Raw genomic sequence first — 26,439 nt, forward strand, 5'->3', positions numbered from 1 at the left:
ACTCCGGCCGCACCTCGGCGACCATGCGGACGGCTCGTTTGCGCAGCTCAAGCGGGTACCGGGAAGGACGTGCCATGACTCGATCCTCTCAAATGATCGAGTCCCTACCGAACCCGGAACGGTTCACATCGCCCGTTTCGACACCGGCAGCCCATGCACAGCCTGCACAGACGTGAGGAAGTCGCGGGCCATGTCACGAGCCTCAGCGATCCCGCCACTGTCCTCGAACACGGCGGAGACGGCTATCGGACGGTCCACGAGCGGCTCCAGCCCCTCGCCCAGCCCAGCCAGGTTCATATATCCGCCTCACGTCCGAAGCGCCGCTGATCCCCGATCCGTTTACCCGCGAAACATCAACGCACTCCACACGAGTCGACCATGTCGAGGTAGGTCTTGGCCCAGGTCACGAGCTTCCCGGCGTAGGCGGAGTCGGCCCGGACGATGGCGATCTCGAGGTGGATGAGTGCGAGGCGGAACAGCAGTTCCTTGGCCGCGTCGCGGGCGGTCACGTTCGCCGCGGTCGCCATCACCAGGAGTACCAGACCTCTGTTGTCGCAGATCAGGTGCCTCTTCCGGCCGTTGATCCTATTGGCTTCGTCCTGAGGCGCACTCGTAACCCGGTCTGCTCGCGCTACCGGGCGTCGGGACCGAAACCGCCGGGCAGTTGCTGGTCACCGCTGGTGACAACCCCGACAGGCTCACCTCGGAGGGCCACCTCACCAGCGCACCATCGACATCTTCAGCCACTTGACGATCAGCTTCAGAGCCAAGCGCAGCACGTACACCGGGCCCGCCCACCGCGGCGACCGCGCATCGAGGACTCCGCCGGCCACGGGGGAGCCGTGAACGACCAGCAGTGGCCACACCACCACGTCGGGCATGGCCAGCGCGTCCTGGAGGCGGGCCGTGGACCGGGCGACGGCGTCTATCTGCCCGTGCCGGTCCTCATCCCCGAAGTGCACCCGACCATCCCGCAGATGGGTGGGGAGCCGGGCGTGCCAGCGTTTCGAGTTGAGGACGAACACCGCGGTCCCGCATGGCGAGGGCAGCGTGTGGTCGAAGTTTGCGGAACCCGGCAAGCCGACGCCCGTGCAGCACCGTCCACCCGGCCGGTAATCGGGTCAGCAGGCCAGCCGTCCACTCCTCGGCGACCGCCCCGTGCGCCACACGGGCGGCCAGGGCGTCCGCGCGACGAGCCTGCGCATTCAGCCCCGCCCACGCCAGGACACGCCGCTGTACGCCCTTCCTCGCGTTCTGCTGCTCCCGTGCCGCCCATTCCGACAGCGCCTGGCCGGCCCCCGCTCACCGCTCCTCCCCGACCTGCTGAAGCCACGCACCCATCGACTCCCACACCTCACGGACCTGCCGGGCGTGCAGTACCGCGTCCTCCGAGTTGAGGGACACCCGCAGCCACGGCCACGGCCGACCGTCCTCCGGCTGGTCGTCACGGCCGTCCCGGGTGATGTGCGACGGCACCTCCGCCAACTGCACATCCCCACCCCGCGGGTCGGCCTCGGACGGCAGGACGTGTGAGCGCTGGTAGGCGTACGGCGGATCCTCCTCCAGGCTGCAGATCGTGCCCCACACGCTCACCGGCTTCTTCTCCTCATCCACGATCTTCTGCACCCGGCCGGCCATCTGCTCGGCGACCTTCCGGTTGTATGACATCCGGTGCCCGCACGGCCCGACGGTCAAGACCCGTTCATCGACGTCCGCCATACCGAGCGTGGCCTTCTGGGAGTCGACGGCCGTGTCACACACCGCGCACGGCGCGAACGGGGTGATGGGCGCCGTGCTGCTGTCGTCGTGGGACTGCCGGTTACGGCGCTCGGACGCCACCATTAACGCGAGCAGTTGGTCTCCGGACAGTTTCATGGCCTCGGCCTGTTCCGTCACCTCTGCCCCTCCTGCTCCCCAGCCACGGCCAACCGAATACGCCCAGGGACCACTGCGCCCGGCGCCCGCCACGACGGATCGTCGACATCGTCGGCGAGCGCCAGCTCCAGTACCCGCTTCACGGCCGCCTCAGCCTTGTCCGCGCCCGCCCGCAGGACCTCCGGGTCGTCGTCGGCCGGCCGATATCCCGGGGCCGGTATCCGCTCGTACTTCGGCCTCCCCTCCGGACATCGCGTGCACGTCACCTCAGGGCCCTCCGGTAGCGGCCCTTGGCGCATGGACTCCGCGCAGATCACGGGCCCGGTCGCCCACTCATCGAACATCGGCAGCCACGAACACACCGCCAGGTGCACGCCGTCCGGATCGTCGGAGATGATCGTGGCGCGTACGGGGCGCAGGTAGCGGCGCTCCTTGTCCAGCTCGGTCGTCGCGCTCATGCTGCTCCTTGTGCGGTACGGGCTGCGGGGTTGCGGATCGTGCATACGGCTTTGACGGGCCGGTCTTGCGGTGGTTGTGGGGTGGTCGGCTACGACGCGCGTGCCGCCGGGCGAGGTCCGCCTCCAGCGCGTGCGCGGCTGTCCCGGCGAGGACACCGACGGCGCCCCGGAACGCGTTGCCGGGCGGATTGCCGACACCCCACCAGACGGCGCCGAGGACGATGGTGAAGAGGACGCCCCAGATCAGAACCAGAGCGAGGCTGAAGATGGGCTTGAATACGGGGCACTCCCGGTTGGTGCCTGTGTCTGATGCTGGCATGACAGTTTGTTTGGTTGGTGTGCCGGCGAGAGAGTCTTCCTTGTGGGGCATCGTGTGGGCGATGCTGTGATGGCGGAACGGTTGTCGGCTGCTCAGGAGCGTGCTTGGCAGTTGGCGGAGGAGAGTCGTCGGCTTGTGAAGGAGAACTGGCAACTCAGGCTGGTGCTTTCCTGCTTGGTCGAGCCCGGAAGACGGTGTGGCCATGGCTTGCCGGCACGTCGGTGTGACGGGCCTGAGGTGGCTGCGGCAGTCTCCTGCTTGAGTCATCCCGCTTTCTCGCCGGAAGCTGTCATCGAGGAATGCTCCGGGGGCGCTGGTGGTGGAATGGTCGCCAGCCGCCGCCGCGTGCAGGCGAGCACGGGCGGCGGCTGAGAGTGCGAAGACAGCGTCGGGCTCCCCTCGCATCGCCGTCTCACACCGACCGTCCTCCCCACCCGTCCCGGGGTGCGCGGGAGTTCATCCCGGGCTCGAACAGGGCTGGGGAGGACGAAGGGCTGGAGCCGCGTAGTCGGCGATGCGGCTCCAGCCGCTCACAGTGGTCGGATTGTCACTGCGACCCGGGGGCTGGGGGCCGAAAGAGGCGGACCGGCAGCGTGTCGCCGACCGGAGTCGGCGAAACGTGTGGAGGTCCTGCCCGGGAGCGTATACCGGGTCGGGGGAATGGGGGCAGCGTGCAATTCGGTCGATAACGGACTGGATTTTTCTGTATGCCGAGAGCCGGTGGGGGGCGTTCACTGCTCGTACTCCAGGGCGTCTTCCACGGTGGCGTGGGGCGCGAAGCGTGTGCCGAGGTCGGCGGCTTTGGGGATCCGTAGGTGCCAGGGGCGGACGCAGACCAGTGTCAGATGGCCGCCGCGTTCGAGGGCCCGGCGGCGGGTGCGGCAGAGCAGATCGAGGGTGGAACAGTCGAGGAATTCCACCGCTCGCAGGTCCACGACCACGCGGACGCCGGGCATGGCGGTGGCGGCATCGGTGTGCGCCTGGATCTCAGGGATATTGCTCAGGTCGATGGTTCCGTGGAGCTCGATCACGGTGATGCCGCGGACAAGGTAACTGCGCGCGTGCCGGCACGGGGGCGGCAGCTTCCCCGGTATCGGGTGATTCCGGCGCTGCTCCGAGGCCGCATTCGTCTCCTGGATGCCCATGACGGTTCCTGACGTGAGCCCCCCCCGCTGGACGGGAGTTCGTGGTCGTCGGACCGTCGCCGGGGACTGGGGCAACGCTCAACTACCGTAGGAAACGCGGGGATGCAGAAACGTCCACGCACCTGAACATTCACCCGTGCGAGTGATAGTCATGCCGCAGCCTTGACAGGTTGGTCTGCGCGGACTGCCTGGGCGAGGTAGTACGGGGTGGCGTCGCGGCGTTCGGCGGGGCGGGGCCGTGCGGCGGGTGAGCCGACGGGTCATCAAGCTGATCGCCGCCCAAGTGAGAAGTGATTCGCTCATCTCCGGAAGGCGTTCAGGGTCGCGGCAGTGCCGTCTGGTCCGCACGCCCGAAGGAGCGCCCGCGCCGGGGCCGTGTCCATGTCGTCCAGGGACACACCATCCACCCGACGCGAGTGCTGTTCCTGACCGACGTCGAAGCCGCCGCGTGGGTCACTGCCACGGCGACCGCGGAGATCTGACCCGGCCCGGACAGACCACTTGCACCGACCGGGCCCCCGAAGCGGCGAAGGTGAGGGCTGTTGCTCGCTTTCGGGTGACGGCCTGCGCGGTATCGGTGTGGTGGCTGTGTGGGTTGGGTCAACTCCTGCAGGGGGTGGGCCGGGTGTGGGTGTGCGGCCAGTCCGGTCGTCACCCGCACACCGCACCGATTCCCGCGGTGGCCGGAAGGCTGTTTGCGGGGGAGTGGTGCCTGCACCTTCGGGGGGACTTCTCGTCCGCTTCTGCTTCTGCCACCGCCCGTCGGCTGGTCGCCGCCGCGCTCGCGGCCGGTGCTCTGTCTCGGTGGCCGTGCTGCCGGCGTCCGCGGCCGGCCATGCCCGCCCGCAGCACCCGAAGGTGGAGATCTCGGCGGTTCAGTACGACTCCCCGGGACGTGACGACCGCTCCAACCGGTCGCTGAACAAGGAGTGGGTGGACGTCACCAACACCACCCGTCACACGGTCAACCTCGACGACTGGACCATCGAGGACGCCTCCGGTCACAGGGTGGAGGCGCACAACAGTCACGCCCGCGAGTAGAAGGCGAAGGGTGGTCTGCCGGCAACCGGCAGATCACCCTTTGTGGCTCCAGTTGGTCATGCCAACGGCACGCTGCGGTCGGTGTGTCACGCCTCGCCCGTCCGGGCGTCCGACGGAGTGCGGGAGTCGCTACGGCGGTCGGCGGAGTGCTCGCCCCGACCGCGCCTCCGGCCGTGTCGCGTCCAGCCCCGACCACGGCTGGTCAGCGCACGGTCGGCGCCCGCTGGAGTTGCGCCCCGGCTGGTTGCTTCTCGTGTTGCCCCTCTTGCTGTCCTTCGTGGTGCTTCTCGTAGTGCCTCAGGCAGCCTCGACCGGCTGGCCGTTGGCGCCCGGATGCGCGGCTGACCAGGTCGACAAGGGGCGGATACGCGCTGGTCTGGTGGCCGACTACTTTGCTACGGAGGGTCTGCGAGCGAAGCGAAGTACAGACCCGCGCCGTCGTCTGCGGGCGCTGCGCGTCATGTCTGCCGACGCGCGGACTCGGTCCAGCGGACTCGTCGGTCGGGGTCGTGAACGGGGCGCCGTACGGGTGCGGAGGGGCCGTGCTGGAGCAGGTCGGCCAGCGGCGCCGCGAGGACCGGGACGTCGTGCAGGAAGCGGGACGGCGCCAGCAGCCCGGCTCCGGAGCGCAGGGCGCTGATCCGGTTCTCGACACCGGTTGGGCCGGTGCCGTCCAGGACGAACAGGACGCGGGGGAAGAGCGGGTAGTGCCGACGCCACTCCTCAACCGCCGGTTCCTGGAGGGTCGGCCGACGCCCCGGGACCACGGGTACGTAGCGGTGGAGGCGCTCGTACGCGGTCAGCTTGGCGGCGAGGCGTTCGGGGCCCATGGTGGCCCGGTCGACTTCCACGAAAGCCCGCAGCATCGACCCGTTGTCTCCGTCGGCGGGGCCGCGCCGGTAGTACAGGAGCGCGTCGGGGATGACGGCCTTGCCGCTCCCGATCGGGTGGTGGACCTCGGGGATCCAGTCCATCGGCTCGCACACATCGCCGAGGCGGCGTGCGTCCTCGAGGAAGACGAGCGCGGTCTCGGTCACGGTCAGCGTGTGGCCGGCCTTCAGCCGCACGGCGGTCGGACCGGACACGGTCCTGGAGAGCCGCCGCCCGCGCATCTCGGGCCACTCGGAGGCGAGTTGCACGCCGTACGCCGTGGGGAACCAACTCCGGGTCCGTCCGGCCTGCGGCAGGGTGATGCGGTCGACCAGCCCCTCAACGCGCAGCCGGGCCAGCCGCCGCCGGGTCTGCTCGCTACGCACAGAGGGAGCGATCACCCGGTGCATCTGCTCGGTGATGGCCATCCGGTACTGCGCCGGCACCTCCAGCGGTGCTTTTCAGCCATGCCCCTATAACGTCGCGGTACGGAAAGGTACTTCCGTACAGGAGGACCCGTCTGACATCTTGCATCCACCACTCGTTTCGTACGGCCCGGCCGGTGCCCTCAGCACGGCCGGGCCGTCTCCGGAGGACGCTTTGATACCCCACATATCCAGCCGATCCAGACGCACGCTGGTGCTGGCGGCCACGCTCGGTGCCGCCCTCGCGTTCGGCGCCCCGGGCGCCCTCGCGGGCACGCTCCCCGTCGTCCCCTCCACCGCTCCGGCCGCCAAGGCCCACGCTCCGGCCGCCGTGCCGGCTTCCCAGAGTGCGACCTGGGTGGCCGGCACGCGTGCCTACCTCGTGATCACCGCCCCCGGTGACAGTTCGGCGGTCCGCTCCGCGATCGAGGCCAACGGCGGCACCGTTTTCTCGAACTTCGACGCCATCGGCGTGATCGTCGCCCACTCGGCGTCCAGCGGATTCGCCGCCACCATGCGCGGCGTCGCCGGCGTGCAGCAGGTCGGCGCCACGCGCACCTCGGACGTCCCGGCCGACGCCTACAACCCGGCGCTCCCGGCCAATCCGGCTCAGGCCTCGACCCCGGCCGGAGAACCGGTCCGGGCCGACATGAGCCAGATCAAGGCCGACCAGGCCTGGGCCGTGAACCCGGGCTCCGCCTCGGTCAAGGTCGGCATCCTGGACACCGGTGTGGACGACCAGCACCAGGACCTGGCGCCCAACTTCGACGCGGCCGACTCGGTCTCCTGCGCCTACGGCAAGCCCGACACCCGTGCCGGCGCCTGGCGGGACGTCGACACGCACGGCACCCACGTGGCGGGCACCATCGCCGCGGCCAAGAACGGCAAGGGCGTCGTCGGCGTGGCCCCCGGGGTGACGATCGCCGCGGTCCGGGTCGCCGAGCCGGGCAACGCCTTCTTCTTCGCCGAGAACACCATCTGCGGCTTCGTCTGGGCCGGTGACCACGGCTTCAAGGTCACCAACAACAGCTATTACACGGACCCGTGGCAGTTCAACTGCCCGGACAACATCGACCAGGCCGCCATCATCGCGGGCGTCACGCGCGCCCAGGAGTACGCCGAGAGCAAGGGCTCCCTCCAGATCGCCGCCGCGGGCAACGAGAACTACGACCTCGCCCACAAGACGACCGACTCCGCGAGCCCGAACGACTCGACGCCGGTCACCCGCACCATCACCAACGCCTGCCTCGACATCCCGACCGAGCTGCCGGGCGTGGTCACGGTCGCGGCCAACGGCACGGGCGTCACCAAGGCCTCGTTCTCCAACTACGGGCAGGGCGTCATCGACATCGCGGCGCCGGGCAGCAGCGTGTACTCCACCGTCCCCGGCGGCGGCTACGGCAGCAAGAGCGGCACCTCGATGGCCACCCCGCACGTGGTCGGCGTGGCGGCACTCATCGCCAGCGCCAACCCGGGCATCACCCCGGCGGAGATCCGCGCCAAGCTGGCCGCCCAGGCCAACGACATCGCCTGCCCCTCGGACAGCCGCTGCACGGGCACGACGGCCAACAACGCGTTCTTCGGCGAGGGACAGGCCGACGCCCTCAAGGCCGTCGCGACCACCCCGCCGCCCGGCAAGTACTTCGAGAACCTCGCGGACTTCGCCGTCAACGACAACGCGACCGTGGAGAGCCCGATCGCCGTCACCGGCGTGAGCGGCAACGCCCCGGCCACCCTCAAGGTGGGTGTGGACATCAAGCACACCTACATCGGTGACCTGAAGGTCGACCTGGTGGCGCCGGACGGCACCGTCTACACGCTGCACAACCACACCGGCGGCAGCGCCGACAACATCGCCCAGACCTACACCGTGGACGCCTCCTCAGAGGTCGCGAACGGCACCTGGAAGCTGCGCGTCAACGACAACGCCGCCTCCGACACAGGCAAGATCGACGCCTGGAACCTGACCTTCTAGCGCAGAGCCCGGCAACGCCCGCGTACAGCACGCACTGCGCCGGCGACAGCTCCCCGCCCGCGGCCGCGGACAAGGCGGGCTGCGGTCTGTTCGGCCAGGGCTGCGAACTGCTGGGCGGCAGAGGGCATAGGGGCCCCGGCGGCGGTGTACGCCGCGGTCGGGGCCCCTATGCCGGAGGCGTCCAGGAAGTCCGCGGACGGACTGGGGCCGGTGTCCAGCTCACCGTGCGCCTCCCTGAGGAGCAGTGGGGCCGTGTCCGCGCTGACCGTACGGGCAGCGGGGCCGCGGCTGCGCGCGCCGCGGCCTCGAGGAGTGCCAGCCGGCTCGAGCGGCGGGCCGCCGTCCCGGCCCGGACCGCGGAGGCGGCCTCGCCGCGGGAGGCCTACGCCTTGCGGTTGGCCGGCTCTCGGGGGCACGACGTAAAACTCCGCCCAGGACGCACACCGGCAAGAAGGCCGAACGCGAGGGAGGCGGGGCACCGAGTTCCGCGCACGGTTTCGACCAAGCCCCCCAGCGCCAGCCGGTCTCCGCTGCCCGCGTCCACGCCGATCATCACGGTCGCTCGCTTCCCGTCCGGTGCGGTACCGGCCCGTCCGGCGCCGCGCGTACCGTTCACAGCAGCAGCCGGCCCCGACCAGAACCCCGACCATGACGGCCCGACCACGGTCACGAAGCGACAACACCTCCGTGGATCAGGCTCACATCCCCGACGACAACCCGGCCGACAACCGTCCGCACGCTCTGCCGCGCCTGTCCGTGAATCCGCAGGTCACCATGCTGGTTGGGCCGTGGCCGGGAGGCCGACATCCCCTCTACGCCCCCAAGTCCACGCCGCACAGCAGGAAGAAAGAGAAGTGGGTGGGTGGGACAGCTCGCGGGCGGCGGGCGAGAGGATCGGGGCGCACGCTCAGCCGGTCGCGTGTCGGCGAGTCCGCCGCGCCCGTGCCGCCATCAACGGCGGCGACGTCTGGTGGGGGAAAGGACGGGAGCCGGGCGCGTCCGCATCGAGGATTTTTGAGACCGGGCAGCCCCATGCCGCGCCCGGTCTGTCGGGTCCGTAGCGCGTGAGCCCGCAGGCCTGGAAGAACGCCTGTCGGCTGGCCGCTTCGTCATCGTCGCCGTCCTGGGGGACCAGGGCCAGGAACGTGTCGTCGGCTTCCTGTGTCCGGCGGGCGATCTCGGTGAGAAGCGCCCGGCCGACTCCGCTGCGGCGATCGGTGTCAGCGACGGCCATGGCCAAGACGAACGTCTGCTCGCCAGGATGGGTCTCCCGGCCTTCGTCGTGTCCGAAGTCGTGATGGAGGTGGAACTCGGCACCCCCGACGACGGATCCGTGCAGCTCGGCCACGACGACGTCCAAGCCGTCGGGGTTGTAGAACCTGTCGTCTCCCAGATCGTTCGAGTGCAGCAGCTCCTCCACCACCGTGTAGTCGGCCCGGGAGATGTCACGGATGAGCGGCATGGACCGAGTATTCCGGACAGCAGCGCGGACGTAGTACGCACGCTTCTGGAACTTCACAGGCATCGACGCGACCGTCTACAGCGGATCCGACTGCACGGGCGACTTAGTGGGGACGGTGAAGGCACAGAGCAACTACATCCGCACCGGCAGGAGCCTGTACATCCGCTGACCGACCGGGGCAGCCGCGCCCGTGCCGCCGTCAGTGCGGTGGTGACGTCAGACGGGGGAGAGGCCGGGGCGGGTGATCTCTCGCAGCGAAGGCTGAGCGTTCTCAGCGAAGATTGAGTGATGCGGGTCACTCGCGTTCGTTGTGTGCCGTGGCCGCACCTCGTAGCGGCACGGCCCTCTGTCGAAAACCACTTGAGGCGTCCTGCATGCGCTGGCACGGTGGCCCCTTGTGCCTGCAACGGATGCGCCAGAGAGCCGAGATCGTGAACCGCCCGAAAGGGACGCGTCACCGGTATTCAGTACTGGCTTCGCCTCCGGGCGGCCGCTCCGCTCTGCCGCCTTCCGGCGGTTTCTGGCCGGGCAGTCGATCTCCATGGCCGGCAGCGCCATGTCGCCGGTCGCCCTGGCCTTCGGCGTTTTGGAGGTCACCGACAGTACGGGCTGGCTGTCCGCGGTCACCACTGCGGCCCTGGTCCCGATGGTCGCGATGCTCCTCCTCGGCGGCGGGATCGCCGACCGCTACCGGCGCGACACCGTACTACGCCTCACCAGCCTGGGCGCCGGCCTCACCCAGGCCGGCGTCGCGTTCGTCCTTCTGACACACCAGCCCCCGGCGTTCCTGCTACCGCTGGCCGCTCTCAACGGTGCCTTTCAGGGGCTGACCAAGCCCGCGTTGCGCGGCATCGTCTCGAACCTTGCGGCGGGACGTGGCCTTCAGCAGGCCAGCTCCCTGCTGGCGTCCGTCAGGAACGCCACCCGGATTTTCGGCCCGACCACAGCGGGCCTGCTGACCGCTTCCGTCGGAGGCGGCTGGGCGATCGCCGCGGACGCCGCGTCCTTCCTCCTGGCGGCCGCGTTCTTCGCCCGGATGTCACTGCCCGACCTGCCACCGCGTACCAAGGGCGACCCGACGATGCTCGTCGAACTGCGGGAGGGCTGGAGCTACTTCAGCTCCCAGCCTTGGATCTGGACGGTGACGTTGGCCTTTGCCGTCTTCAACGCGGTCAACATGGGTGTCTGGCAGATCCTGGGCCCGGTGATCGCCAACGACACGATCGGCGCCCGCTGGGGCCTTCACGGAGGGAAGCCGTACTGCGACTGCGTGCCGTCCTCTCCAACGGAGACTTCGGCCCCTGCTGGCGCTACCACGCCGCCCGCGAACACGAACGCCTCTACCCCGTACCCGGCCAGCGGAACTACGCACCCACCGCCTGATCCCGGCGGTCGTTCGAAACGAACTGCACCCCACCGCCGCCCCTACTTGGGGCGACGGCGGCCGAGAGCGCGCGCGAGTTCGCCGACCGGCGCAAGGATGTGTCCGCCATCGCCCGCGCACCACCACACAACCTCGCGCTCTCGCTCCGAGCCGTGGACGCCGAGGTCATGTCGGGGGCACACCGGCCAGACCTGCCAGGTCCATTCGAGCAGGCTTTCCTGGATCATGATCGCCAGACTGGTCAATGCCATGGTCGGGTCGTCGCACATGTTCGGCAGGATGGGGCCGCCCCAGTTGAGCCGTTCGCCGTCGGCAAGGCGGACACCGGCTCCCACCGGGAAACAGTCCTCCAGGATCTCGATCTCCGGTTCGCCCTCGATCCCGCGCGTGGGCAGGTCGCGGGCTACGACTTGCAGCGCGGCACGCAACGTCTCCAAACGCTCTGGGGCGAGGTCGAAGCCGGGATCGAAGCCCGCGTCGTCCAGGATGCGCCGGGCCAGAGCGGTCATCTCCGCCTGCGGCACCTCGGCCGGGTTCCGCTCGACGACCTCCAGGACGGCGTCGGTGTAATGGAACCAGTCGAGCAGTTCGCAGGCGAGGACGACGACGTCCTGTGGGTCGAGGTTGCCCTCGCGCAGGCCGAGGTAGACCCTTCGCTTCAACTGTTCAGTATCCGCTTCGTACTCAGCCATGGCGTTGCTCACCGGCCCAGTATCCCGACGCAGCCCGGTTCCCCGCTGCATGGATTTTCGGCCTGGCGCCTGACGCACTTACCAGCGGAACTATGACCTCACTTGATCGCGGCCGCCACTCCAAAGGAACCGCACCCAATTAGGAATTGCGACTCGATCGCTCCGTAGGGAATCGACAGCGACGTCGTCCGTCGGGAGCACCAGCACCCCACCGCACGGAGGCACCACATGGCCGCGATCTGGGCCGGCATCGACGCAGGCAAGACCCACCACCACTGCGTGGTGATCGACGAGAGCGGGCGTCGGCTGCTGTCACGCCGCGTCGCCAACGACGAGCCGGACCTGCTCCAGCTGCTCGCCGACGTCTTGGCCCTGGACGACGAGGTGACCTGGGGCATCGACCTCGCCGACGGCGGAGCCGCCCTGATCATCGCCATGCCGCACGGTGGCGCGGATGAAGCCCTCGGACTCGTGTGGGACGGTGCGGTACAGCACCCAGGCCAGGGTGAGGCGGCAGCTCGGGGTGGCTTCGTGCTCGGCGCCCAGGGCGGTGGTCGCGTGTTCGGCGGCCGTGCGGGCGAGTTCGTCGGCCTCCGTCCGGCATTGCTGCTCGCCGAGATTGTCGGCGAGCCTGGCGGTCGTGAACAGGGTGTGGGGATGGTCCGGCCCTGTTGGCGGGCATCGTCGTGTCGGTCCCACCGTTCTCGAACCAGGAGAAGTACGTGGGGTGGGTGCCGGAGCAGTGGCCGTCGTTCGGGGATGTGACCTGCCTGGTCGGGTTCGCGGTGGGTGCGGGGCTGTACGCGGTGCTGCGGCGGGCCGGCCGGGCCTGCGTCTAGGAAGCGGCTGTGAGCAGGTTCTTCTCCAGGATCACCGGCAGTGACAGGGTTCGGTAGCCAACCGAGGCGAACAGGACGGTGATCCGGTTCTCCTCCTCGCTGAGGACCTCGCCGTCACCCCACTGCGGGTGGTGGACCGCGGTGCCGGGCGGAAACGGGTGGTCGTGGCGCGTGGGTGAGGCGGTCCGGGGGCGGGACAGGCCGGGGACGGCGCTGCCTGCGGCTTCGGCGCCGGTGGGCTGCTGCTCGCATCGGTCGCAGTTGCCGCAGGGGGAGTTGAGGCGCTCGCCGAAGTAGCCGAGCAGGAACCGCCGTCGGCAGCCGGTGGTCTCGGCCAGGCCGCGCATCATGTCGACCCGGGAGCGTTCCATGCTTTCGTGCGCGGTGGCCAACTCCACGGCCCGCGTGGCGGTTTCCTCCGCATCGGCGCCGGGGACCGAGGCCACCTTTCCGCGTTCCGTGGTGAGGGCTTCGGCACTCTCCAGGAGGTTCAGGACGGCGGTCAGCCGGCCGGCGGACAGGCCGGTCTCCTCCTGGAGTTCCGTCGGTGTCACCGGGGTCGCACGGTCCCGTACGAGGCGGGAGACGTCGGCGATGGTGTCCGCGTCCGGGCGGCCGGTGGAGAAGAACCTCTGCAGGCCCAGGTCCTCGACGCGGTAGTGCAGGATGGCCCGGGACGGCTCGCCGTCCCTGCCCGCCCGGCCTATCTCCTGGTAGTAGGCGTCGAGGGACCCGGGCACCGAGGCGTGGAGCACGAACCGTACGTCGGGCTTGTCGATGCCCATGCCGAATGCCGAGGTGGCCACCACCACGTCCAGCTCGCCGCCGAGAAAGCGGTCGTGGACCGCGCTGCGGTCGGCCGACCGGCTGCCCGCGTGGTAGGCGGCGGCGCTCAGGCCGAGTTCGCTCAGCTCGGCGGCGTACACATCGGCGTCCTTGCGGGTGGCGACGTAGACGATGCCCGGCTTGGGCTCGGCCGCAGCCCGCTCCACCACGGCGCGCCGCTTGGCCGCGTTGTCCAGGAAGTGGGTGACCTCCAGGCGGATGTTGGGCCGGTCGAACCCGGCCACCACCTCGTGGGCCTTGCGCATGCCGAGCTGCTCGACGATGTCGGCGCGCACCGGTGCGGCGGCGCTGGCGGTGAGGGCGAGGATGGGAGGGCGTCCGATGCTCTCGGCGGCCTGCCGGAGCCTGAGGTAGTCCGGCCGGAAGTCGTGGCCCCAGGAGGACACGCACTGCGCCTCGTCGACGACGAAGAGGGACGGTCTCAGCGCGGCCAGCCGCTCCAGCACGTCCTGCTTGGCGAGTTGTTCCGGGGCGAGGAAGAGAAACCGGGCCGTTTGGTCGCTCACGCTCTCCCATGCCTGCTCGTTCTGCGCCCTGGACATCGACGAGTTGACGGCGACGGCTCTCTGGCCGCTGTTGCGCAGCAGTCCGGCGATCTGGTCCCGCTGGAGAGCGATCAACGGTGACACGACGAGCGTCGGACCGGGGAGCAGCATGCCCGGCACCTGGTAGACCGCCGACTTGCCCGAGCCGGTCGGCATCACCACCATGGCGTCCCTGCGGCGCATGACCGCTTTCATCGCGGTGAGCTGGCCGGGACGCAACTCGTCCCATCCGAAGGCCACCCGCGCGGCTCTGCGGAGACGGCGGGCGACGAACAGGCTGATCGGCAAAGGGACTCCCGAAGCGGTTGCGCGCGACCGGGGCGGAACCGGACGGGCGGTGGTGGGTCTAGTGCCCGCCCCGGCCCGAAGCAGTCCGATCGCCAGGCGCGGACTGCGACGGCACGGTCGTGGCAGGCCCGCGAGCGTCACGACTGCCTTGAGAGGCTTTTGCCTCGACCGTGCTGCCGGGCATGGCCAGCACGTCCTATGCCCACCTGCGCGACGCAAGGAGCCCCGGCTGCGGCGTGGGGAGACCGCCCGGGAACGGCTTCTCGCCCTGACGTGGGGCTGGTACAAGACGCGGGGCTCATACGAGAGGGACGCGGTCGAGGAGTTGCGGTGCAGGACGGGCGCGCCGGGCCCGGCGGTGTGTGAGGGTGTCAGGCATCCCTCACACACCGTGTCGCACCGGTTCTAGCTGCAGGTCCGGTAGTTGTAGCCTGCGATACGTCCGCTTTCGGTGCCGTCGGTGAAGTGGTAGTAGCCGTCGCTGTCGCGCGAGAGATAGATGCGGTGGCTGGTGCCGATGCAGTGGGACGCGGTGTTGCCGGTCGTCCCGCCGGCGGAGTTGCGCAGCCAGGTGCCGGCCTTGGTCGAGGTGTTCTCCCCGGGTGGTAGTCGGCGAGACCGTACGGCGCGAGCGCGTACTGCCCGCGGGCGGCAAGGGAGTCGGCGTCCTTGGTGCCCGAGGTTGTGGACATATCGGTGAGGAGCTGCTCGTACAGGCGGGCCGAGGCGGCGAAGTCCCCAGCACGGAAAGCGCGTTCAGCCTGCTGCCGAAGGTTGTCGTCCAGCGTGGATGCGGTCAAGGCGGGCACCGGGCCGGGCCAGGGCCGACTGCGGGGCATCGGCTGCCCATTCGCTGATCGCCGGCAGTGAGGTCGCGCCGGTCAGGACAGCTGCGGCACAGATCGCGAGCACGCCGGTCAGGGGATGCAGTCGGCCTCGTGGATCATGAGGATCCGTCACCGCCGCGAGACAGTTCAACAGGCTGGGACACTCCTCGGCCGCTATGGACGGCGAGGCGGAGAGTTGGTCAAGCGCGGCGGGCATGGGGGATGATTCGGCAACGACAGGCACGGTCTTCCACCTGGATCATGGGACGTAGACACTCGCATGATCACTGGCGGCCGTGCCTGCCTCATATCCCCACCGACCTGAACCACAAGGCCAGTTGGGGTGAACCTGCTCAAGTCACCCTCGTGCCGAAGCCCTCGGGCCTGCCGATCAATAACTCGTCGATCTTGGTGGGGATTACGGGAGGGTGGGGTCGCGCCCGCCGCCCGCGACCGTCTGAGGGCTGCCGTCGACGCCCAGCCGCACGATGCCGCGGCGGCCCCGTTCGTCGCGGCCCTCATCCAGTTCGTGGAGGCCCAGGCCGCCCCTACCGGATTTGTCGTGCTGCCGACCTGGGCCGAGATCCTCAGCAAGCATTTTCCGCCGGAACATCCGGACCCCGAACCACGGTGACAGCGAAGCAACCCTGCACGGCCCCTGGACGGGGTGAGAGAGCTCGGGAGGCTCTCAGGCGCGGCCCCGACGCCGCCACGACCGGCAGAAACGGGGCCACCACCGGGTGGCCGACGTGTCCGGTACGGCGTTCTTCTTGAGGTTGCGCCATGAGTGTGGATGGTTGTTGAGGACCTCTTCGAGGACGCTCACGTCCTGGAGCCTGGACATCACCGTGTCGTACGTCTCCTGTTCGGTCGTCCAGTCCCGGTCAAGGTGCGGCAGGGCCTCACCGGACTGCTCCCGGGCGAGTTCGTAGAGATCACGGCGCCAGCCCGGATCGATGGCTTCCTCATCGACGACGCTGTTGCGCAGGGCGAAGCAGACGAAGACGGCCGTGGAGGTGATCTCCGCCGTCATTAGACGGGACCGCTCGGCGTCGAAGATGGTGCCGGGCGTGAGCACCAGGGCGGTGTCCGTGGGCGTGAACTGGCCCATGCAGGACGTCGCGGTCGGATGCGTCCACGCGCTCGCCTCCCGGTAGTAGTTCCGGTAGAGCTGCACCTTCTCCACCGACACCACACGGTTGTCCTCGAGCCACTGCCGGACCACGCTGTCAGGCCACCACTGGTTCTTGCGAAGCCACTTCTCCGCCATAGCCACTTCCTTGGCGAGCGTGCGCCCCAGGCCGGCCGACTCGTAGACGGACCGCAAAATGTTGCGCACCACCCCGTAGAAGCCGTACGACAGCATTACCGTCGCGGCTTCGAGCTGCTCGAAGGCCTGCGCCATGCAGGCCCCGGCCGCCATGTCGTTGGGGAACGTCGTGGCGTACGGGTACTCGGTCTGGGCAAAGACCGCGAACCGGAGCAGCCTCATCGAACGGCCGAGCTGCTCCATCTCCGGTCCGCTGTCCGACTCCGTGTACTCCCGCAGATGTTCGATGAACCACGGTGCTGCTTCCGGCTCGTGCGTCATGCGCTCATGGTGGAGGTGAGCCTCCGGCATTGCCACCAGTTATCCCGTCAGGCCGGGATCATCCCGGAACGAGCACACTGCAACGCCTTCCCCCCGGCGCGTTCACGTACCCGGGCTCCTCAGGACTTTCCGCAGAGGGCTCTGCCGTTGATCCCCCTCTCACTCGCTGGCAGCGACGTCCCGTAGCGTGGCGCGGTCCAGGCACGGCACCCGCGCGGACAGCAGGCCGCCGTGGCTGGCGGCTTCTTCCAGCAGCCGGTTCTGGGTGGGGAAGTCCCGGGACGCCGGATCGAGTTGTGTGGGCCCGTGTTACAGCGTGCACTCACCCGGCTCCAGAGCCGTACGGTGCCACCGCGCCGGCGTGAAAACGGGGCCGGTGAAGAACACCTCCGCATTGCCGTCCAGGATCGTCAGCAGACTGTCGCCCGTCTCGATGCCCGCCACTTGGACGGGCACCGCGAGCCAGCCTTCCAGCAGCGGCGGCTCGGTGGCCGTGCCGCTGACGCGCTCGAAGCCCTGGCGCAGCAGATAGGGCGCGAACACATCGGTGAGTTCAGTCTCCGGAGTCCTGGTGTGCGGGGTGGTGGCCGGGCAGGCTAGTTTGCTCGGGTGAGTCTCCTTGATGATGTGGCCGAGCGCGATGGCTGGCGCTGCTGGGTGTGTGACGAACCGGTCGACCCGGACGAGTCGGTGAACGACTCGCGGGGGCCCAGTGTCGACAGTCGGACCGCCGACCGGAAGGCCAAGGTTGCCGAGCGGCTCGCGCATCGTGGGTGCAACAGCCGTAAGGGCGCGGTCAAGGTGGTCGTCGCCTGGCCGGACCGCCTGTATGTGGTCGAACCCGCGCCGCTGATCACCGTTGCCGGGAGGCTGGAGCGCAAGGGGGGCCGCGAGATGGTGGGCCGTTGTCCGACCAGGCGGGACGCCCAAGAGGCGGCGGATTGGCTGGTGGACCGGTTCTCCCGACTGGTACCGGGGCTGCCGGTGAGCGCCGACATCGAGGCGGGCGGCGGCCAGTTCCTCGTCATCCTGGCCACCGGCCGCCGCTGACCGCGGCGGCGGGACCGGAGCTCCGCTGGCTGATGGCTAGCCGATCTTCTTCCAGGGCTTGCAGTCGGTGGTCTGGAACGCCTTGTCGCCTGCGGCGACTTTGACGATGGCCGGGCCCTGGGCGTTGCCGTTGGCGATGACGGCGCTGCCCTCGCCGGTCGTGTCGCTCAAGCGTGCCCAGTAGCAGCCGTACGTGTTCTTCCCCTCGCTGCGGTAGGTGCCGGCCTGGATGTCTTTGCCCACCAGGAAGGTTCCGTCGCCGGGAATCCCTCCCTTGGGCGCGGCCTCCTGCTGCGGCCCGGCACTGGCGCTGGGGGAAGTTGCACCCGCCTGTACGTCTGTGCCCGTCGCGGTGGCGGTCACGGTCACCGTTGCGGAGGGAGAGTCCTTGCCCCCTCCAGACCCGACGATGCCGATCAGGAGTCCCATCAGCAGTCCACCGAGAGCGACCGCAGCGTGAGTGAACCATCCGCGGAGGGATGAGGCACGGACGGCAGGGGACGGCGTGTGATCCGACGTCGGTCCCGGAGGCGGACCTACGGGTCTGTTTCCGCTCATGTCCACAGAGTGCGCCTGCCTTCCGCGGGGTGCACGACGGCACTTCTTCGCCGCAGGCGACGGCAACGGCTACAGGGCCCGGCGCGCGGCTGGCGCCGCGAGCAGCCGACTGCATGCTCGGGGTACGGATACCGTCCTGCCTCATGACCACCACCGACACGATCGCGGCCCTGGCTCTGGCCGTGGTGATCGTCGCTGCTGTTGCCGTTGTCGGGTCCTGGAAGGCGGCGCGCAACTCCAACGAGGCCGCAGCGACCCTGTCCCGGATCGAGCAGCAGTGCCTGCACGCCGATCTCACCCCCGACTTCCGCTCTACGATTGTGGCCAACGAGGCCTGCTCCACCGCGATGCTGCGGGTCCACCTCGAAGGCCCGCCGGGGCTGCTGTCGCACGACGCTGTAGAGATCACCGTGTCCGTCCGCAACGACAGCCCACACCGGGGCAGTGGGGCCCCACTCGCAGGCGGCCTGCCTCCTGCTCCCAGAGGCGTGCCGCCGCTGATGGGCACGGCTCCGGGGCCGAGCGGCACCATTGCGGCTGCCCTGGCGGCCGGTGACCATGGCGTTCCGGCCGCCCGGGACAAACGCTTTCGTGAAGACTCCGCTCCGGCGGTGAGGTCAGGGCCAGTGCCACCGAAACAGCCCGGTTCCCAGGCGCAGGGCAGCGATACGTCTATCCGGAACGGGAGGCGGCGGCAGACCTCCGGGCCTGGGCGGGGCAGGTCGCGTCGCGCCCTTCGGCGCTCCAAGGGCTCTTGGCGCCTCTCACGGTGGCCTTGATGACCACCTCCACCGATACGACGTCCGGGTCTTCGGCGTGGCGGGCGCCGGCGGCCGTACAGACCACCTGGGCGAGGGCGTCCCCGATCAGCGGCTTGACAGTGGCGGGGAAATCCGCGGGGTCGTCGAAGCGCAGCTCGATCGACACCTTGGCGCCATCGGCCCGGACCGTCGGATCCTTCTTCAGCTTCCGCAGCAGGCTGCCCATGCCCACGCTCAGTTCGGATCTGGTCGGGCCCTGGAACAACAGTTGTACGGCCGCTTCGACGCTGGGCCGCTGGGGGATCCTGCGGGGGACCGCGACCAGTCCGAGCTTGCCCGTGAAGTAGAGCGTGATGGTCGACCGGACACCGGTGGCGGGTTCCCCCGAGCCCACCACACCGGTCGTGGGGATGCCGCAGGCGCCGAGCAGGAGCGCCCCCGCGAGAAGAAGCAGCGCGGGCCGGACGGCCCGGTGGACAGGGCTCACTAATGGCTCCCCTCGGCCGGTTCGGCCGGTACTGGTGGTGGCTCGTCATGTCTCAGAGGGAGCTCTACGGTGAAGACGGCGCCGCCGTGCGCACCGTTCGCCGCCTGGATGGTGCCGCCGTGCAGGTGGACGTTCTCCGCGGTGATGGCGAGTCCGAGGCCGCTGCCCTCGGTCCTGGTGCGGGCCGTGTCCGATTTGTAGAAGCGGTCGAAGACGTGGGGCAGGACGCTTTCGGGGATGCCCGGTCCGCTGTCCAGCACTTCGATGACCGCCCGCCGCCCGTCGTCCGGGTGTTCCCACTCGGAGAGGTGCAACCGTACGGGGCGTCCGCCGTGGCGGAGGGCGTTCCCGACCAGGTTGGCGACGATCACGTCGAGGCGGCGCGGGTCGAGGCTGCCGCGGAGTGTGCCCGGCGGTGGAAGCCGTGCCTCGACCGTCTCCAGCCAGGCGCGGGAGGCGAGGGTGCGCCGGATGGAGTCCGCGAGGTCGATCTCGTCCAGGTGCAGACTGGCCGCGCCCGCGTCGAAGCGGGACATCTCCATCAGGTCCTCGACCAGGCGGGCCAGCTTGACGGTTTCCTCGCTGATGAGCCGTACGGCGGTGGCGGTGTCGGGGTCGAGCTGGGCCGCGTCCTCGTCGAGGATGTCGGTGACCGCGGACATGGCGGCCAGAGGGGTGCGCAGTTCGTGGGAGACGTCGGCGGCGAAGCGGCGGGCGCGTGCCTCCATGCGGCGCAGTTCGGCGACCGACTCCTCCAGCGCGGCGGCGGTCTCGTTGAAGGTGTGGGAGAGGTCGGCGAGTTCGTCGGAGCCGTTGACGGCGAGCCGAGTATCGAGGTGGCCCTCGGCGATGCTACGGGTGGCCCGGCGCAGCTCGCGTACCGGCCGCAGTACGCCACGGGCGGCCAGCAGTGCGAGCAGGACGGCCAGGATCAGCGCGGGCACCGTGGCGCGCTCGACGGCGGGGACCAGGGCCTGGACGTAGGCCTGTTCGGTGGTCTGCGGCACCGTCAGGAAGACGGCGAGCCCGGACGGGTCGGACGTGGGCCGCTCCGCGGTACCGAAGGTGACCGGCAGGCCGACGACGAGTGCGGGACTGCCGTGTCTTGTCACACGCTGGAAGACGGTGTTCCCGCCGGAGGCCACGGCCTTGCGCAGGTCGGGCGTCAGCTGCTCGAACGGGTCCTGCGGTGAGGAGGTAGCGCTCAGGCCGCCGTAAGTGGCCAGCACGCGCCAGTTCTTCAACGGTTCGGAGCGCGCCAACTGCTGTGCGAACAGGTTCAGTTGGTTCTGGTCCGGGGGAAAGTCAAGGTCGGCGGCGAGGGTGTCGACATGGTCGCGGAACTGCCCGATCACCCCGTCCTGGCTCTGCTGGAGCATCCCCGTGCGCGCTTCCCGGAACGTCAGGGCGCCAGTGGTCAGGGTGGAGACGCAGGCGACCAGAAGGAAGGCCACCAGCAGTCGGACGCGCAGGCCGCGCAGCGGCGGGGGCGCCTTCACCGTGACCGGAACTGGTAGCCAAAGCCACGCACGGTCTGTATGTAGCGCGGCTGTCCCGGAGGCTCGCCCATCTTGGTGCGCAGCCGTTTGACGCAGGCGTCCACCAGCCGTGAGTCGCCGTGGTAGCTGTGTTCCCAGACGGCTTCCAGGAGCTGCTGCCGGCTGAACACCTGACCGGGCGAGGCGGAGAGGGTGAGCAGGAGCCGTAGTTCGGAGGGGGCGAGGGCGACCGGTGCGCCCTGGTGGGTGACGGTCAGCGCGGCCCGGTCGATGGTCAGTTCTCCATGGGTTTCTGTCTTCGGCGTGGATCCGTCGGCGGGTGTGCCGCCGACCCGTCGCAGGACGGCACGGATACGGGCTTCGAGCACGCGTGCCTGGACGGGCTTGACGACGTAGTCGTCGGCTCCCGCTTCGAGTCCGACCACGATGTCCACGTCGTCGCCCCGGGCGGTAGCCATGATGATCGGAACCTGGTCGTCGGCCCCGCGGATGCGGCGGCACACATCGAGCCCGGACATGCCGGGCAGCATCAGATCGAGGACGACGACGTCCGGCCGGAACGACCGCAGCTGTTCCAGCCCGTCCTCACCCGTCCCGGCGGCGTCGACGTCGTGCCCCTGGCGGCGCAGCGCGAGTCGGACACCCTCACGCACGGCGCGGTCGTCTTCGATGAGCAGGACACGTGGCATGTGCTCAGTATCCGTACAACACCAGGCCAGGCCGGTGCTGTTACCGGACGATCACATACTCGCGGGCGGGTGAGCGGATCCGGCGTCCTGTCGCCGCCCATCGGCTGTTGCCGTTTGATCACACTCCGGGCCAGTTCCCATCACACCGCGGGTCCAGCCTCATCCACCATGAACGCACACAAGAGCATGCCGAGGAGGGGCCGCGTTTCCGTGGCGACCGCCCTGGCGATCGGCCTTCTGCCGGTCCTGGCCGCCTGCGGCGGTTCGAGCGACAAGACCGGAGCGAGCTCCGACTCCGTGGCCCGCGGCGGAGCGAACGACAGTACGACGAACGCCGACGGGGCAGTGCAGCTCACTGTCCCGGACGGTGCGGACGCCGAGACCAAGAAGACGTACATCCAGCAGAACATCCTCGCGGCCTGCATGAAGAAGCAGGGCTTCACCTACACACCGCACGTGGCGGCGGCCGGTGGCGACGCCGTCTACGTAGGGCTGGACGCGGAGGACTACGCGGCGGCGAAGAAGTCCCGGGAGAAGTACGGGTTCGGCAACTACGCCGCCGCCGTCTACCCCGACGACCCCAATGCCCCCTTCAGTAACCCCGGAGGGAAGGCAGGAGAAAAGCGGACCGACGGCGTCGCCGACGACGACGAGAAGGGGTTCACCCCCGCCCAGCAGAAGGCGTACGAGGAGGCGCTGGCGGGCCCCCAGGCCAAGTCCAAGGCGGACGAGAAGATCGGCGGCTGCCAACTCAAGGCGTCGATAGCCGTGAACGGACACGCGCTGAGCGCCGCCGAGCAGAAAAAGGCGGAGAACGCCAAGGCGGAGGCGAACCGCGCGAACGGTCTCGAGCTCAACGGCGACGCCCAACTGGTGCAGCTCGCCCAGGGGTACGCCACCTGCCTGAAGGCACAGGGCATCCCGGTCAGCACCACCCAGCCGACCGGTATGTCCGACATGGTGCGGATGGAGCAGAACGTGCCGGAGAACCACTTCAGCATGTCCAAGGCGGAGGCGCTGCCGCTGCTCACCAAGGAGATCGACCTCTCCCTGAAGGACCTGGAGTGCGGCAAGAAGTTCCGGGCCGCGTACTTCCCCAAGGAGAAGGCCCACCCGTACTACGGCGACAACGCATGAGCCGGTTCAGCAGCCGTAAGCACCTGGGCGCCCTGGTCGGCGCGGTGGTTCTGGTCGGTGCGGGCGGCTGGATCGCCGGCACGCAGGTGCGCTCGCCCGCCGACGCCGCCGCCGCGCACACCGCGCCGAAGGCCGGCCCGGTGACCGTGGCCGTCCAGCGGCAGTCCCTTACCGCGACCGTGGTGGCGTCGGGGTCCGTCGAGTTCGCCTCGCCGCGTCCGCTCGCGCTGGCCGGCGAGGTCGGCACCGGAGCGTCCGCGACCGCCGGCGGAGAGGGCGCGGAGCAGCGGATCACCAAGGCACCGGTCGCCGCTACCAAGGTCAAGGAGGGCGACGTACTGATGGCGGTCAACGGCCGTCCGGTGCTCGCGCAGAGCGGAACCGTACCGATGTACCGGGCGCTGGGCCCAGGTGCCTCCGGCGACGATGTGAAGCAGCTCCAGAAAGCGTTGCACCGGCTCGGATTCTTTTCCGGATCGATCAGCGGCAACTACGGCCAGGGCACCGCGGCGGCGGTCACCAGCTGGTACACGAGCAAGGGGTACGAGGCCCAGAAGCCCAGCGCGGACGACGAGCAGCAACTGGGCCAGTTGCAGCAGGCGGTGTCCGCCGCCCAGCAGACGCTGCTCACGACCAACAGCGCGAGCAGCAGCAGCGGCGACGAAACGGAGACAGGGACAGCGGCGGGGACGGAAGCGGGCGCGAGCGGCAGTACGAGCTCGCCGAACCCGCAGTCCAGCACCGACGCGCAGATCCACCGACTGCAGCTCGAATCCGCGAGGAAGGCGCTGAACATGGCGAACGCCGCGCTCAGCACCTTCCAGGCCTCCTATGGGACGAAGGTCCCGGCCGGCGAGGTCGTCTTCTTCCCGAAGCTGCCCGTACGGCTGAACAAGGTGACGGTGAAGACGGGGGACACCGCGTCCGGCCCGATCGGCACCGTGACCAGCTCCGACCTGGAGGTGCAGGCGGTCGTCCCCGGCGCGGACGCCGAACTGCTGCGGAAGGGCATGGCCGTCGAGCTGACGACGACGGACGGCAAGAAGGCGGCTGGCACGGTGTCGGCGCTCGGCGCCGACGCCGCGTCCTCGACGACCACGGCGACGGGCTCGGACGGGGACAGCGAGGGATCCACCGGGACGACCTCGGGGGACACCGGGAGCGAATCCGCCGGCACCTCCGCTACCGACTCCTCGGCCCCGGTCCAGCTGCGGATCTCCGTACCCAACTCCGGCGAACTGGCCGACGAGGCCGAAGCCGCGGTGAAGGTGACCATCAAGATCGGCGCCTCGGACGGCAAGGTGCTGGTCGTACCGCTCGCCGCGATCCGCACCTCGTCCGACGGAAACGTCCGGGTGCAGGTCGAGCGCGGCGGCAGACTGAGCGACGTCCATGTCACCGTCGGGCTCTCCGCGGCCGGTCTCGTCGAGGTCAAGCCGACCAGCGGCACGCTGGAGCAGGGCGACAAGGTGGTGGTGGGCGAATGACCCCGGGCACCGCCCCAGCCACCATGGTTCCGACGACCGAGGGTGCCGCACCGGAGGACGACGGCGGTGACCCGGACGCCGTCATCGAACTCACCGGTGTGGAGCGGACCTTTGACTCCGAACCCCCGGTGCACGCGCTGCGCGGTGTGAACCTGACCGTTCGGCGCGGCGAGCACCTCTCGATCGTCGGCCCTTCCGGCTCGGGGAAGTCGACGCTGCTCAACACGCTGGGCCTGCTCGACCGTCCCACCTCCGGTACCTACCGGCTCGACGGCGTCGAGACCACCGGGCTCGGCGACCTCGAACGCACGGCGCTGCGCGGCAGTCGTATCGGGTTCGTGTTCCAGTCCTTCCACCTCCTGCCGTACCGCACCGTCGACGAGAACGTCATGCTGGCCGAGGCGTACCGCAGGCCACGCCCGGGGCTCGGTCGCGGTACCCGTCTGGCCCGCGCCCGGGAGGCGCTGGACCGGGTCGGGCTCGGGCACCGGTCGGGCTTCAGGCCCGACCGGCTCTCCGGCGGCGAACGCCAACGCGTCGCCATCGCACGGGCGTTGATCAGCGATCCCGCGCTGCTGCTCTGCGACGAGCCGACCGGCAACCTGGACAGCGAGAACACCCTCTCCGTGCTGGAACTCTTCGACGACCTGTGCGCCCAGGGCATGACCCTGGTGCTCATCACCCACGACGAGACGGTCAGCCGCCGCGCGGGCCAGCGTGTCCGCATCACCGACGGCCGCCTCACCCAGGAGCCCGAGTGAAACTCGCGACGAGGGCGCTGGGGAGGGCACGGACGAAAGCGACACCGGCCGGGACCCGCATCGAACGCCCCTGGATGGACCCCCGGGACCTGTGGACGGAAGCTCTCGCGGGCGTCATGGCCCGCCCCGTACGGTCCGCCCTGACCACACTCGGCACCGTGCTCGGCATCACCACGCTGGTGATCACCATCGGGGTGGCCTCCACGGCCGGCAACCAGATCGTCGGCCGGTTCGACGCGCTCACCGCGACCTCGGTGACCGTGACCGTGCCGTCTGTGGCGGCCGGCTCGGACGACGAGCCACTGGTGGACTGGTCGGGGACCGACGCCGTCCGGCGGCTGGCCGGCGTGGACTCGGCCGCCGCCCTCGCCGACTCCCCACTGACCAACAGCGTCCAGGTGCGGTCCAACGACGTGAAAGCGCCCGGCGACATATCCGCCCAGACCCTGGCCGTGGTGGCCGCCTCGGCCGACCTGCCCGCCGGGGTACGCGGTGCGATGACCTCCGGGCGGTTCTACGACGCCGGCGACATCGCCCGGCACGCCCAGGTGGCGGTCCTCGGCGACCAAGCGGCACGGCTGCTCGGCATCAAGCGGGTGGAGGACTCCCCGGCGATCTTCTTCCAGGGCCAGTCGTACACCGTCATCGGCATCCTCGGCGGCATCAGGCGCGAGCAGCGCCTGTCCACTGCGGTGATGCTCCCGCCCACCACCGCAGCGGACCGCCTCGGCCTGGAGGACGTCACCCAGGTACTCATCAACACCGCGCTCGGCGCAGCGCGGCAGGTGGCGCGCCAGGCTCCGATCGCCCTGGCCCCCGGGCAGCAGAACTCCCTCGCCGTGGCGGCGCCGGCCGACCTGTCCAAGGCTCGAAACGGTGTCCAGAACGACGTCAACGGCCTCTTCCTCGTCCTCGGCCTGGTCTCGCTGGTGGTGGGTGCGATCGGCATCGCCAACGTCACCCTGGTGACGGTGATGGAAAGGGTCGGCGAGATCGGGCTGCGGCGCGCGCTGGGCGCCTCGCGACGGCAGGTGGCCGGCCAGTTCCTCCTCGAGTCGACGACGATCGGCCTGCTCGGCGGCATCGTCGGCGCGGCCCTGGGCATCGCCGTCGTGGTGTGTGTCGCCGTCTTCAAGGAGTGGACCCCGGTCCTGGACCTGAACCTCGCCCTCGGCGCCCCGCTCGCCGGAGCTCTCGTCGGCCTGCTCGCCGGTCTCTACCCGTCGCTTCGCGCCGCCCGGATGGAACCGGTGGACGCGCTCCGGGCACCTTCCTAGACCGGCACCCTCCCCAAGTTTGTCTGCGATGTGCCGGTTTGGTGTCAGTGGGTTGTGTCAGTGACGGCATGTCAGGTCGGGGTGTTTTCGCTGTTGGTGGGGTCTTGGGTGTGGGGAGTCACTGACATGGGGCGGTGTGTGGTGCCGTGGT

23 protein-coding genes and 6 pseudogenes are annotated in these 26,439 nt (G+C 69.7%); 11 read left to right on the forward strand and 18 right to left on the reverse strand.

Annotated features, from left to right (window positions below):
- Positions 1 to 126 precede the first annotated feature (126 nt).
- The 6 genes and pseudogenes from G3I71_RS42550 to G3I71_RS42575 all read right to left on the reverse strand — a co-directional run.
- Positions 127 to 297, reverse strand: a pseudogene (locus G3I71_RS42550) (ATP-binding protein); the annotation flags it as partial.
- A gap of 80 nt (positions 298 to 377) precedes the next feature.
- Positions 378 to 587: pseudogene (locus tag G3I71_RS42555) on the reverse strand (transposase); the annotation flags it as partial.
- A gap of 129 nt (positions 588 to 716) precedes the next feature.
- Complete coding sequence (locus G3I71_RS42560; protein WP_164323833.1) at positions 717 to 1,079, reverse strand: hypothetical protein; 363 nt, start codon at positions 1,077 to 1,079, stop codon at positions 717 to 719.
- Between the two features lie 223 nt (positions 1,080 to 1,302).
- A complete protein-coding gene (locus G3I71_RS42565) occupies positions 1,303 to 1,896 on the reverse strand; it encodes a hypothetical protein (protein ID WP_164323835.1) in 594 nt (197 codons plus the stop codon).
- Entirely contained in the window at positions 1,893 to 2,333 is a 441-nt protein-coding gene (locus tag G3I71_RS42570) for a hypothetical protein (RefSeq protein WP_164323836.1), read from the reverse strand. Before G3I71_RS42570 ends, G3I71_RS42565 begins: the two co-directional genes overlap by 4 nt.
- Positions 2,334 to 3,383: 1,050 nt before the next feature.
- Positions 3,384 to 3,797 carry an STAS domain-containing protein gene (locus G3I71_RS42575; RefSeq protein ID WP_164323837.1) on the reverse strand — a complete coding sequence of 138 codons (414 nt, stop codon included), beginning with the start codon at positions 3,795 to 3,797 and terminating at the stop codon, positions 3,384 to 3,386.
- A gap of 804 nt (positions 3,798 to 4,601) precedes the next feature.
- Here G3I71_RS42575 and G3I71_RS51845 point away from each other — a divergent pair.
- Positions 4,602 to 4,838 (forward strand): lamin tail domain-containing protein, encoded by a 237-nt coding sequence (locus G3I71_RS51845; protein WP_343243253.1) that lies wholly within the window; start codon positions 4,602 to 4,604, stop codon positions 4,836 to 4,838.
- A gap of 458 nt (positions 4,839 to 5,296) precedes the next feature.
- Here the strand turns inward: G3I71_RS51845 and G3I71_RS42585 are convergent, their stop codons facing one another.
- Complete coding sequence (locus tag G3I71_RS42585; protein WP_164323865.1) at positions 5,297 to 6,136, reverse strand: replication-relaxation family protein; 840 nt, start codon at positions 6,134 to 6,136, stop codon at positions 5,297 to 5,299.
- A 211-nt stretch (positions 6,137 to 6,347) separates the two neighbouring features.
- On the opposite strand from G3I71_RS42585, the gene G3I71_RS42590 reads away from it, so the two are divergent.
- Complete coding sequence (locus G3I71_RS42590; RefSeq protein WP_164323838.1) at positions 6,348 to 8,108, forward strand: S8 family serine peptidase; 1,761 nt, start codon at positions 6,348 to 6,350, stop codon at positions 8,106 to 8,108.
- Between the two features lie 907 nt (positions 8,109 to 9,015).
- Here the strand turns inward: G3I71_RS42590 and G3I71_RS42595 are convergent.
- Positions 9,016 to 9,570: a GNAT family N-acetyltransferase gene (locus tag G3I71_RS42595; RefSeq protein WP_164323839.1), complete on the reverse strand. Its 555-nt coding sequence runs from the start codon at positions 9,568 to 9,570 to the stop codon at positions 9,016 to 9,018.
- 397 nt (positions 9,571 to 9,967) lie between these two features.
- Between G3I71_RS42595 and G3I71_RS53030 the strand changes: the two are divergent.
- A pseudogene (locus G3I71_RS53030) lies at positions 9,968 to 10,756 on the forward strand (MFS transporter); the annotation flags it as partial.
- A 21-nt stretch (positions 10,757 to 10,777) separates the two neighbouring features.
- Positions 10,778 to 10,953 (forward strand): annotated as a pseudogene (locus G3I71_RS51850) (ISKra4 family transposase); the annotation flags it as partial.
- A gap of 42 nt (positions 10,954 to 10,995) precedes the next feature.
- Here the strand turns inward: G3I71_RS51850 and G3I71_RS42605 are convergent.
- Entirely contained in the window at positions 10,996 to 11,616 is a 621-nt protein-coding gene (locus tag G3I71_RS42605; RefSeq protein ID WP_239149691.1) for a hypothetical protein, read from the reverse strand.
- 258 nt (positions 11,617 to 11,874) lie between these two features.
- Here G3I71_RS42605 and G3I71_RS42610 point away from each other — a divergent pair.
- Together G3I71_RS42610 and G3I71_RS42615 are read left to right on the forward strand one after the other, a co-directional pair.
- Positions 11,875 to 12,084: pseudogene (locus G3I71_RS42610) on the forward strand (transposase); the annotation flags it as partial.
- 227 nt (positions 12,085 to 12,311) lie between these two features.
- Positions 12,312 to 12,485: pseudogene (locus G3I71_RS42615) on the forward strand (cytosine permease); the annotation flags it as partial.
- On the opposite strand, the gene G3I71_RS42620 reads toward G3I71_RS42615, so the two are convergent.
- The 5 genes from G3I71_RS42620 to G3I71_RS42640 all read right to left on the reverse strand — a co-directional run bounded on the left by G3I71_RS42620 (position 12,482) and on the right by G3I71_RS42640 (position 17,125).
- On the reverse strand, positions 12,482 to 14,164 hold the full coding sequence (locus G3I71_RS42620; protein ID WP_275409388.1) for a RecQ family ATP-dependent DNA helicase: 1,683 nt from the start codon (positions 14,162 to 14,164) through the stop codon (positions 12,482 to 12,484). The pseudogene G3I71_RS42615 and the gene G3I71_RS42620 sit on opposite strands and share 4 nt — an antisense overlap.
- Before the next feature lie 756 nt (positions 14,165 to 14,920).
- Positions 14,921 to 15,208 carry a transposase family protein gene (locus tag G3I71_RS53035; RefSeq protein WP_164323841.1) on the reverse strand — a complete coding sequence of 96 codons (288 nt, stop codon included), beginning with the start codon at positions 15,206 to 15,208 and terminating at the stop codon, positions 14,921 to 14,923.
- A gap of 201 nt (positions 15,209 to 15,409) precedes the next feature.
- A complete protein-coding gene (locus G3I71_RS42630) occupies positions 15,410 to 15,589 on the reverse strand; it encodes a hypothetical protein (RefSeq protein WP_164323842.1) in 180 nt (59 codons plus the stop codon).
- Positions 15,590 to 15,679: 90 nt separating this feature from the next.
- Positions 15,680 to 16,582: a hypothetical protein gene (locus G3I71_RS42635; RefSeq protein WP_164323844.1), complete on the reverse strand. Its 903-nt coding sequence runs from the start codon at positions 16,580 to 16,582 to the stop codon at positions 15,680 to 15,682.
- 309 nt (positions 16,583 to 16,891) lie between these two features.
- Positions 16,892 to 17,125, reverse strand: a complete 234-nt coding sequence (locus G3I71_RS42640; protein WP_164323846.1) for a hypothetical protein — start codon at positions 17,123 to 17,125, stop codon at positions 16,892 to 16,894.
- Positions 17,126 to 17,191: 66 nt separating this feature from the next.
- On the opposite strand from G3I71_RS42640, the gene G3I71_RS42645 reads away from it, so the two are divergent.
- Positions 17,192 to 17,632, forward strand: coding sequence for a hypothetical protein (locus G3I71_RS42645; RefSeq protein ID WP_164323848.1), 441 nt, complete (start codon positions 17,192 to 17,194; stop codon positions 17,630 to 17,632).
- A 36-nt stretch (positions 17,633 to 17,668) separates the two neighbouring features.
- On the opposite strand, the gene G3I71_RS42650 is transcribed toward G3I71_RS42645, so the two are convergent.
- From G3I71_RS42650 to G3I71_RS42665, 4 genes are all read right to left on the reverse strand, one after another.
- Complete coding sequence (locus G3I71_RS42650) at positions 17,669 to 18,061, reverse strand: hypothetical protein (RefSeq protein WP_164323849.1); 393 nt, start codon at positions 18,059 to 18,061, stop codon at positions 17,669 to 17,671.
- A gap of 801 nt (positions 18,062 to 18,862) precedes the next feature.
- Positions 18,863 to 19,438: a hypothetical protein gene (locus G3I71_RS42655; RefSeq protein WP_164323851.1), complete on the reverse strand. Its 576-nt coding sequence runs from the start codon at positions 19,436 to 19,438 to the stop codon at positions 18,863 to 18,865.
- Complete coding sequence (locus G3I71_RS42660) at positions 19,438 to 20,937, reverse strand: HAMP domain-containing sensor histidine kinase (RefSeq protein ID WP_164323853.1); 1,500 nt, start codon at positions 20,935 to 20,937, stop codon at positions 19,438 to 19,440. Before G3I71_RS42660 ends, G3I71_RS42655 begins: the two co-directional genes overlap by 1 nt.
- Complete coding sequence (locus G3I71_RS42665; RefSeq protein WP_164323855.1) at positions 20,934 to 21,626, reverse strand: response regulator transcription factor; 693 nt, start codon at positions 21,624 to 21,626, stop codon at positions 20,934 to 20,936. The genes G3I71_RS42660 and G3I71_RS42665 overlap by 4 nt, the downstream gene beginning before the upstream one ends.
- 210 nt (positions 21,627 to 21,836) lie before the next feature.
- On the opposite strand from G3I71_RS42665, the gene G3I71_RS42670 reads away from it, so the two are divergent.
- Genes G3I71_RS42670 through G3I71_RS42685 form a run of 4 tightly spaced genes read left to right on the forward strand, consistent with a single transcriptional unit; the run spans position 21,837 to position 26,288 of the window.
- A complete protein-coding gene (locus G3I71_RS42670; protein ID WP_164323857.1) occupies positions 21,837 to 22,763 on the forward strand; it encodes a hypothetical protein in 927 nt (308 codons plus the stop codon).
- The gene (locus G3I71_RS42675; RefSeq protein ID WP_164323859.1) at positions 22,760 to 24,250 is read left to right on the forward strand and encodes a peptidoglycan-binding protein; all 1,491 of its coding nucleotides are present in this window, start codon (positions 22,760 to 22,762) and stop codon (positions 24,248 to 24,250) included. Before G3I71_RS42670 ends, G3I71_RS42675 begins: the two co-directional genes overlap by 4 nt.
- Before the next feature lie 23 nt (positions 24,251 to 24,273).
- Positions 24,274 to 25,011: an ABC transporter ATP-binding protein gene (locus G3I71_RS42680; RefSeq protein ID WP_164323869.1), complete on the forward strand. Its 738-nt coding sequence runs from the start codon at positions 24,274 to 24,276 to the stop codon at positions 25,009 to 25,011.
- Positions 25,008 to 26,288: an ABC transporter permease gene (locus G3I71_RS42685; RefSeq protein ID WP_343243254.1), complete on the forward strand. Its 1,281-nt coding sequence runs from the start codon at positions 25,008 to 25,010 to the stop codon at positions 26,286 to 26,288. The genes G3I71_RS42680 and G3I71_RS42685 overlap by 4 nt, the downstream gene beginning before the upstream one ends.
- Positions 26,289 to 26,439 lie beyond the last annotated feature (151 nt).

Origin of the sequence: Streptomyces sp. SID12501 (assembly GCF_010550245.1) — a bacterium.
In the GTDB taxonomy this organism is placed as follows: domain Bacteria; phylum Actinomycetota; class Actinomycetes; order Streptomycetales; family Streptomycetaceae; genus Streptomyces.

What these genes read in the sequence shown, in the direction of transcription:
- G3I71_RS42680 (WP_164323869.1), top strand. Translation starts at nt 24,274, where the DNA reads ATGGTTCCGACGACCGAGGGTGCCGCACCGGAGGACGACGGCGGTGAC.
- G3I71_RS42630 (WP_164323842.1), bottom strand. Translation starts at nt 15,589, where the DNA reads ATGCTTGCTGAGGATCTCGGCCCAGGTCGGCAGCACGACAAATCCGGT.
- G3I71_RS42675 (WP_164323859.1), top strand. Translation starts at nt 22,760, where the DNA reads ATGAGCCGGTTCAGCAGCCGTAAGCACCTGGGCGCCCTGGTCGGCGCG.
- G3I71_RS42665 (WP_164323855.1), bottom strand. Translation starts at nt 21,626, where the DNA reads ATGCCACGTGTCCTGCTCATCGAAGACGACCGCGCCGTGCGTGAGGGT.
- G3I71_RS42650 (WP_164323849.1), bottom strand. Translation starts at nt 18,061, where the DNA reads ATGGGACTCCTGATCGGCATCGTCGGGTCTGGAGGGGGCAAGGACTCT.
- G3I71_RS42585 (WP_164323865.1), bottom strand. Translation starts at nt 6,136, where the DNA reads ATGGCCATCACCGAGCAGATGCACCGGGTGATCGCTCCCTCTGTGCGT.
- G3I71_RS42635 (WP_164323844.1), bottom strand. Translation starts at nt 16,582, where the DNA reads ATGACGCACGAGCCGGAAGCAGCACCGTGGTTCATCGAACATCTGCGG.
- G3I71_RS42595 (WP_164323839.1), bottom strand. Translation starts at nt 9,570, where the DNA reads ATGCCGCTCATCCGTGACATCTCCCGGGCCGACTACACGGTGGTGGAG.
- G3I71_RS42570 (WP_164323836.1), bottom strand. Translation starts at nt 2,333, where the DNA reads ATGAGCGCGACGACCGAGCTGGACAAGGAGCGCCGCTACCTGCGCCCC.
- G3I71_RS42575 (WP_164323837.1), bottom strand. Translation starts at nt 3,797, where the DNA reads ATGGGCATCCAGGAGACGAATGCGGCCTCGGAGCAGCGCCGGAATCAC.
- G3I71_RS53035 (WP_164323841.1), bottom strand. Translation starts at nt 15,208, where the DNA reads ATGCCCGCCGCGCTTGACCAACTCTCCGCCTCGCCGTCCATAGCGGCC.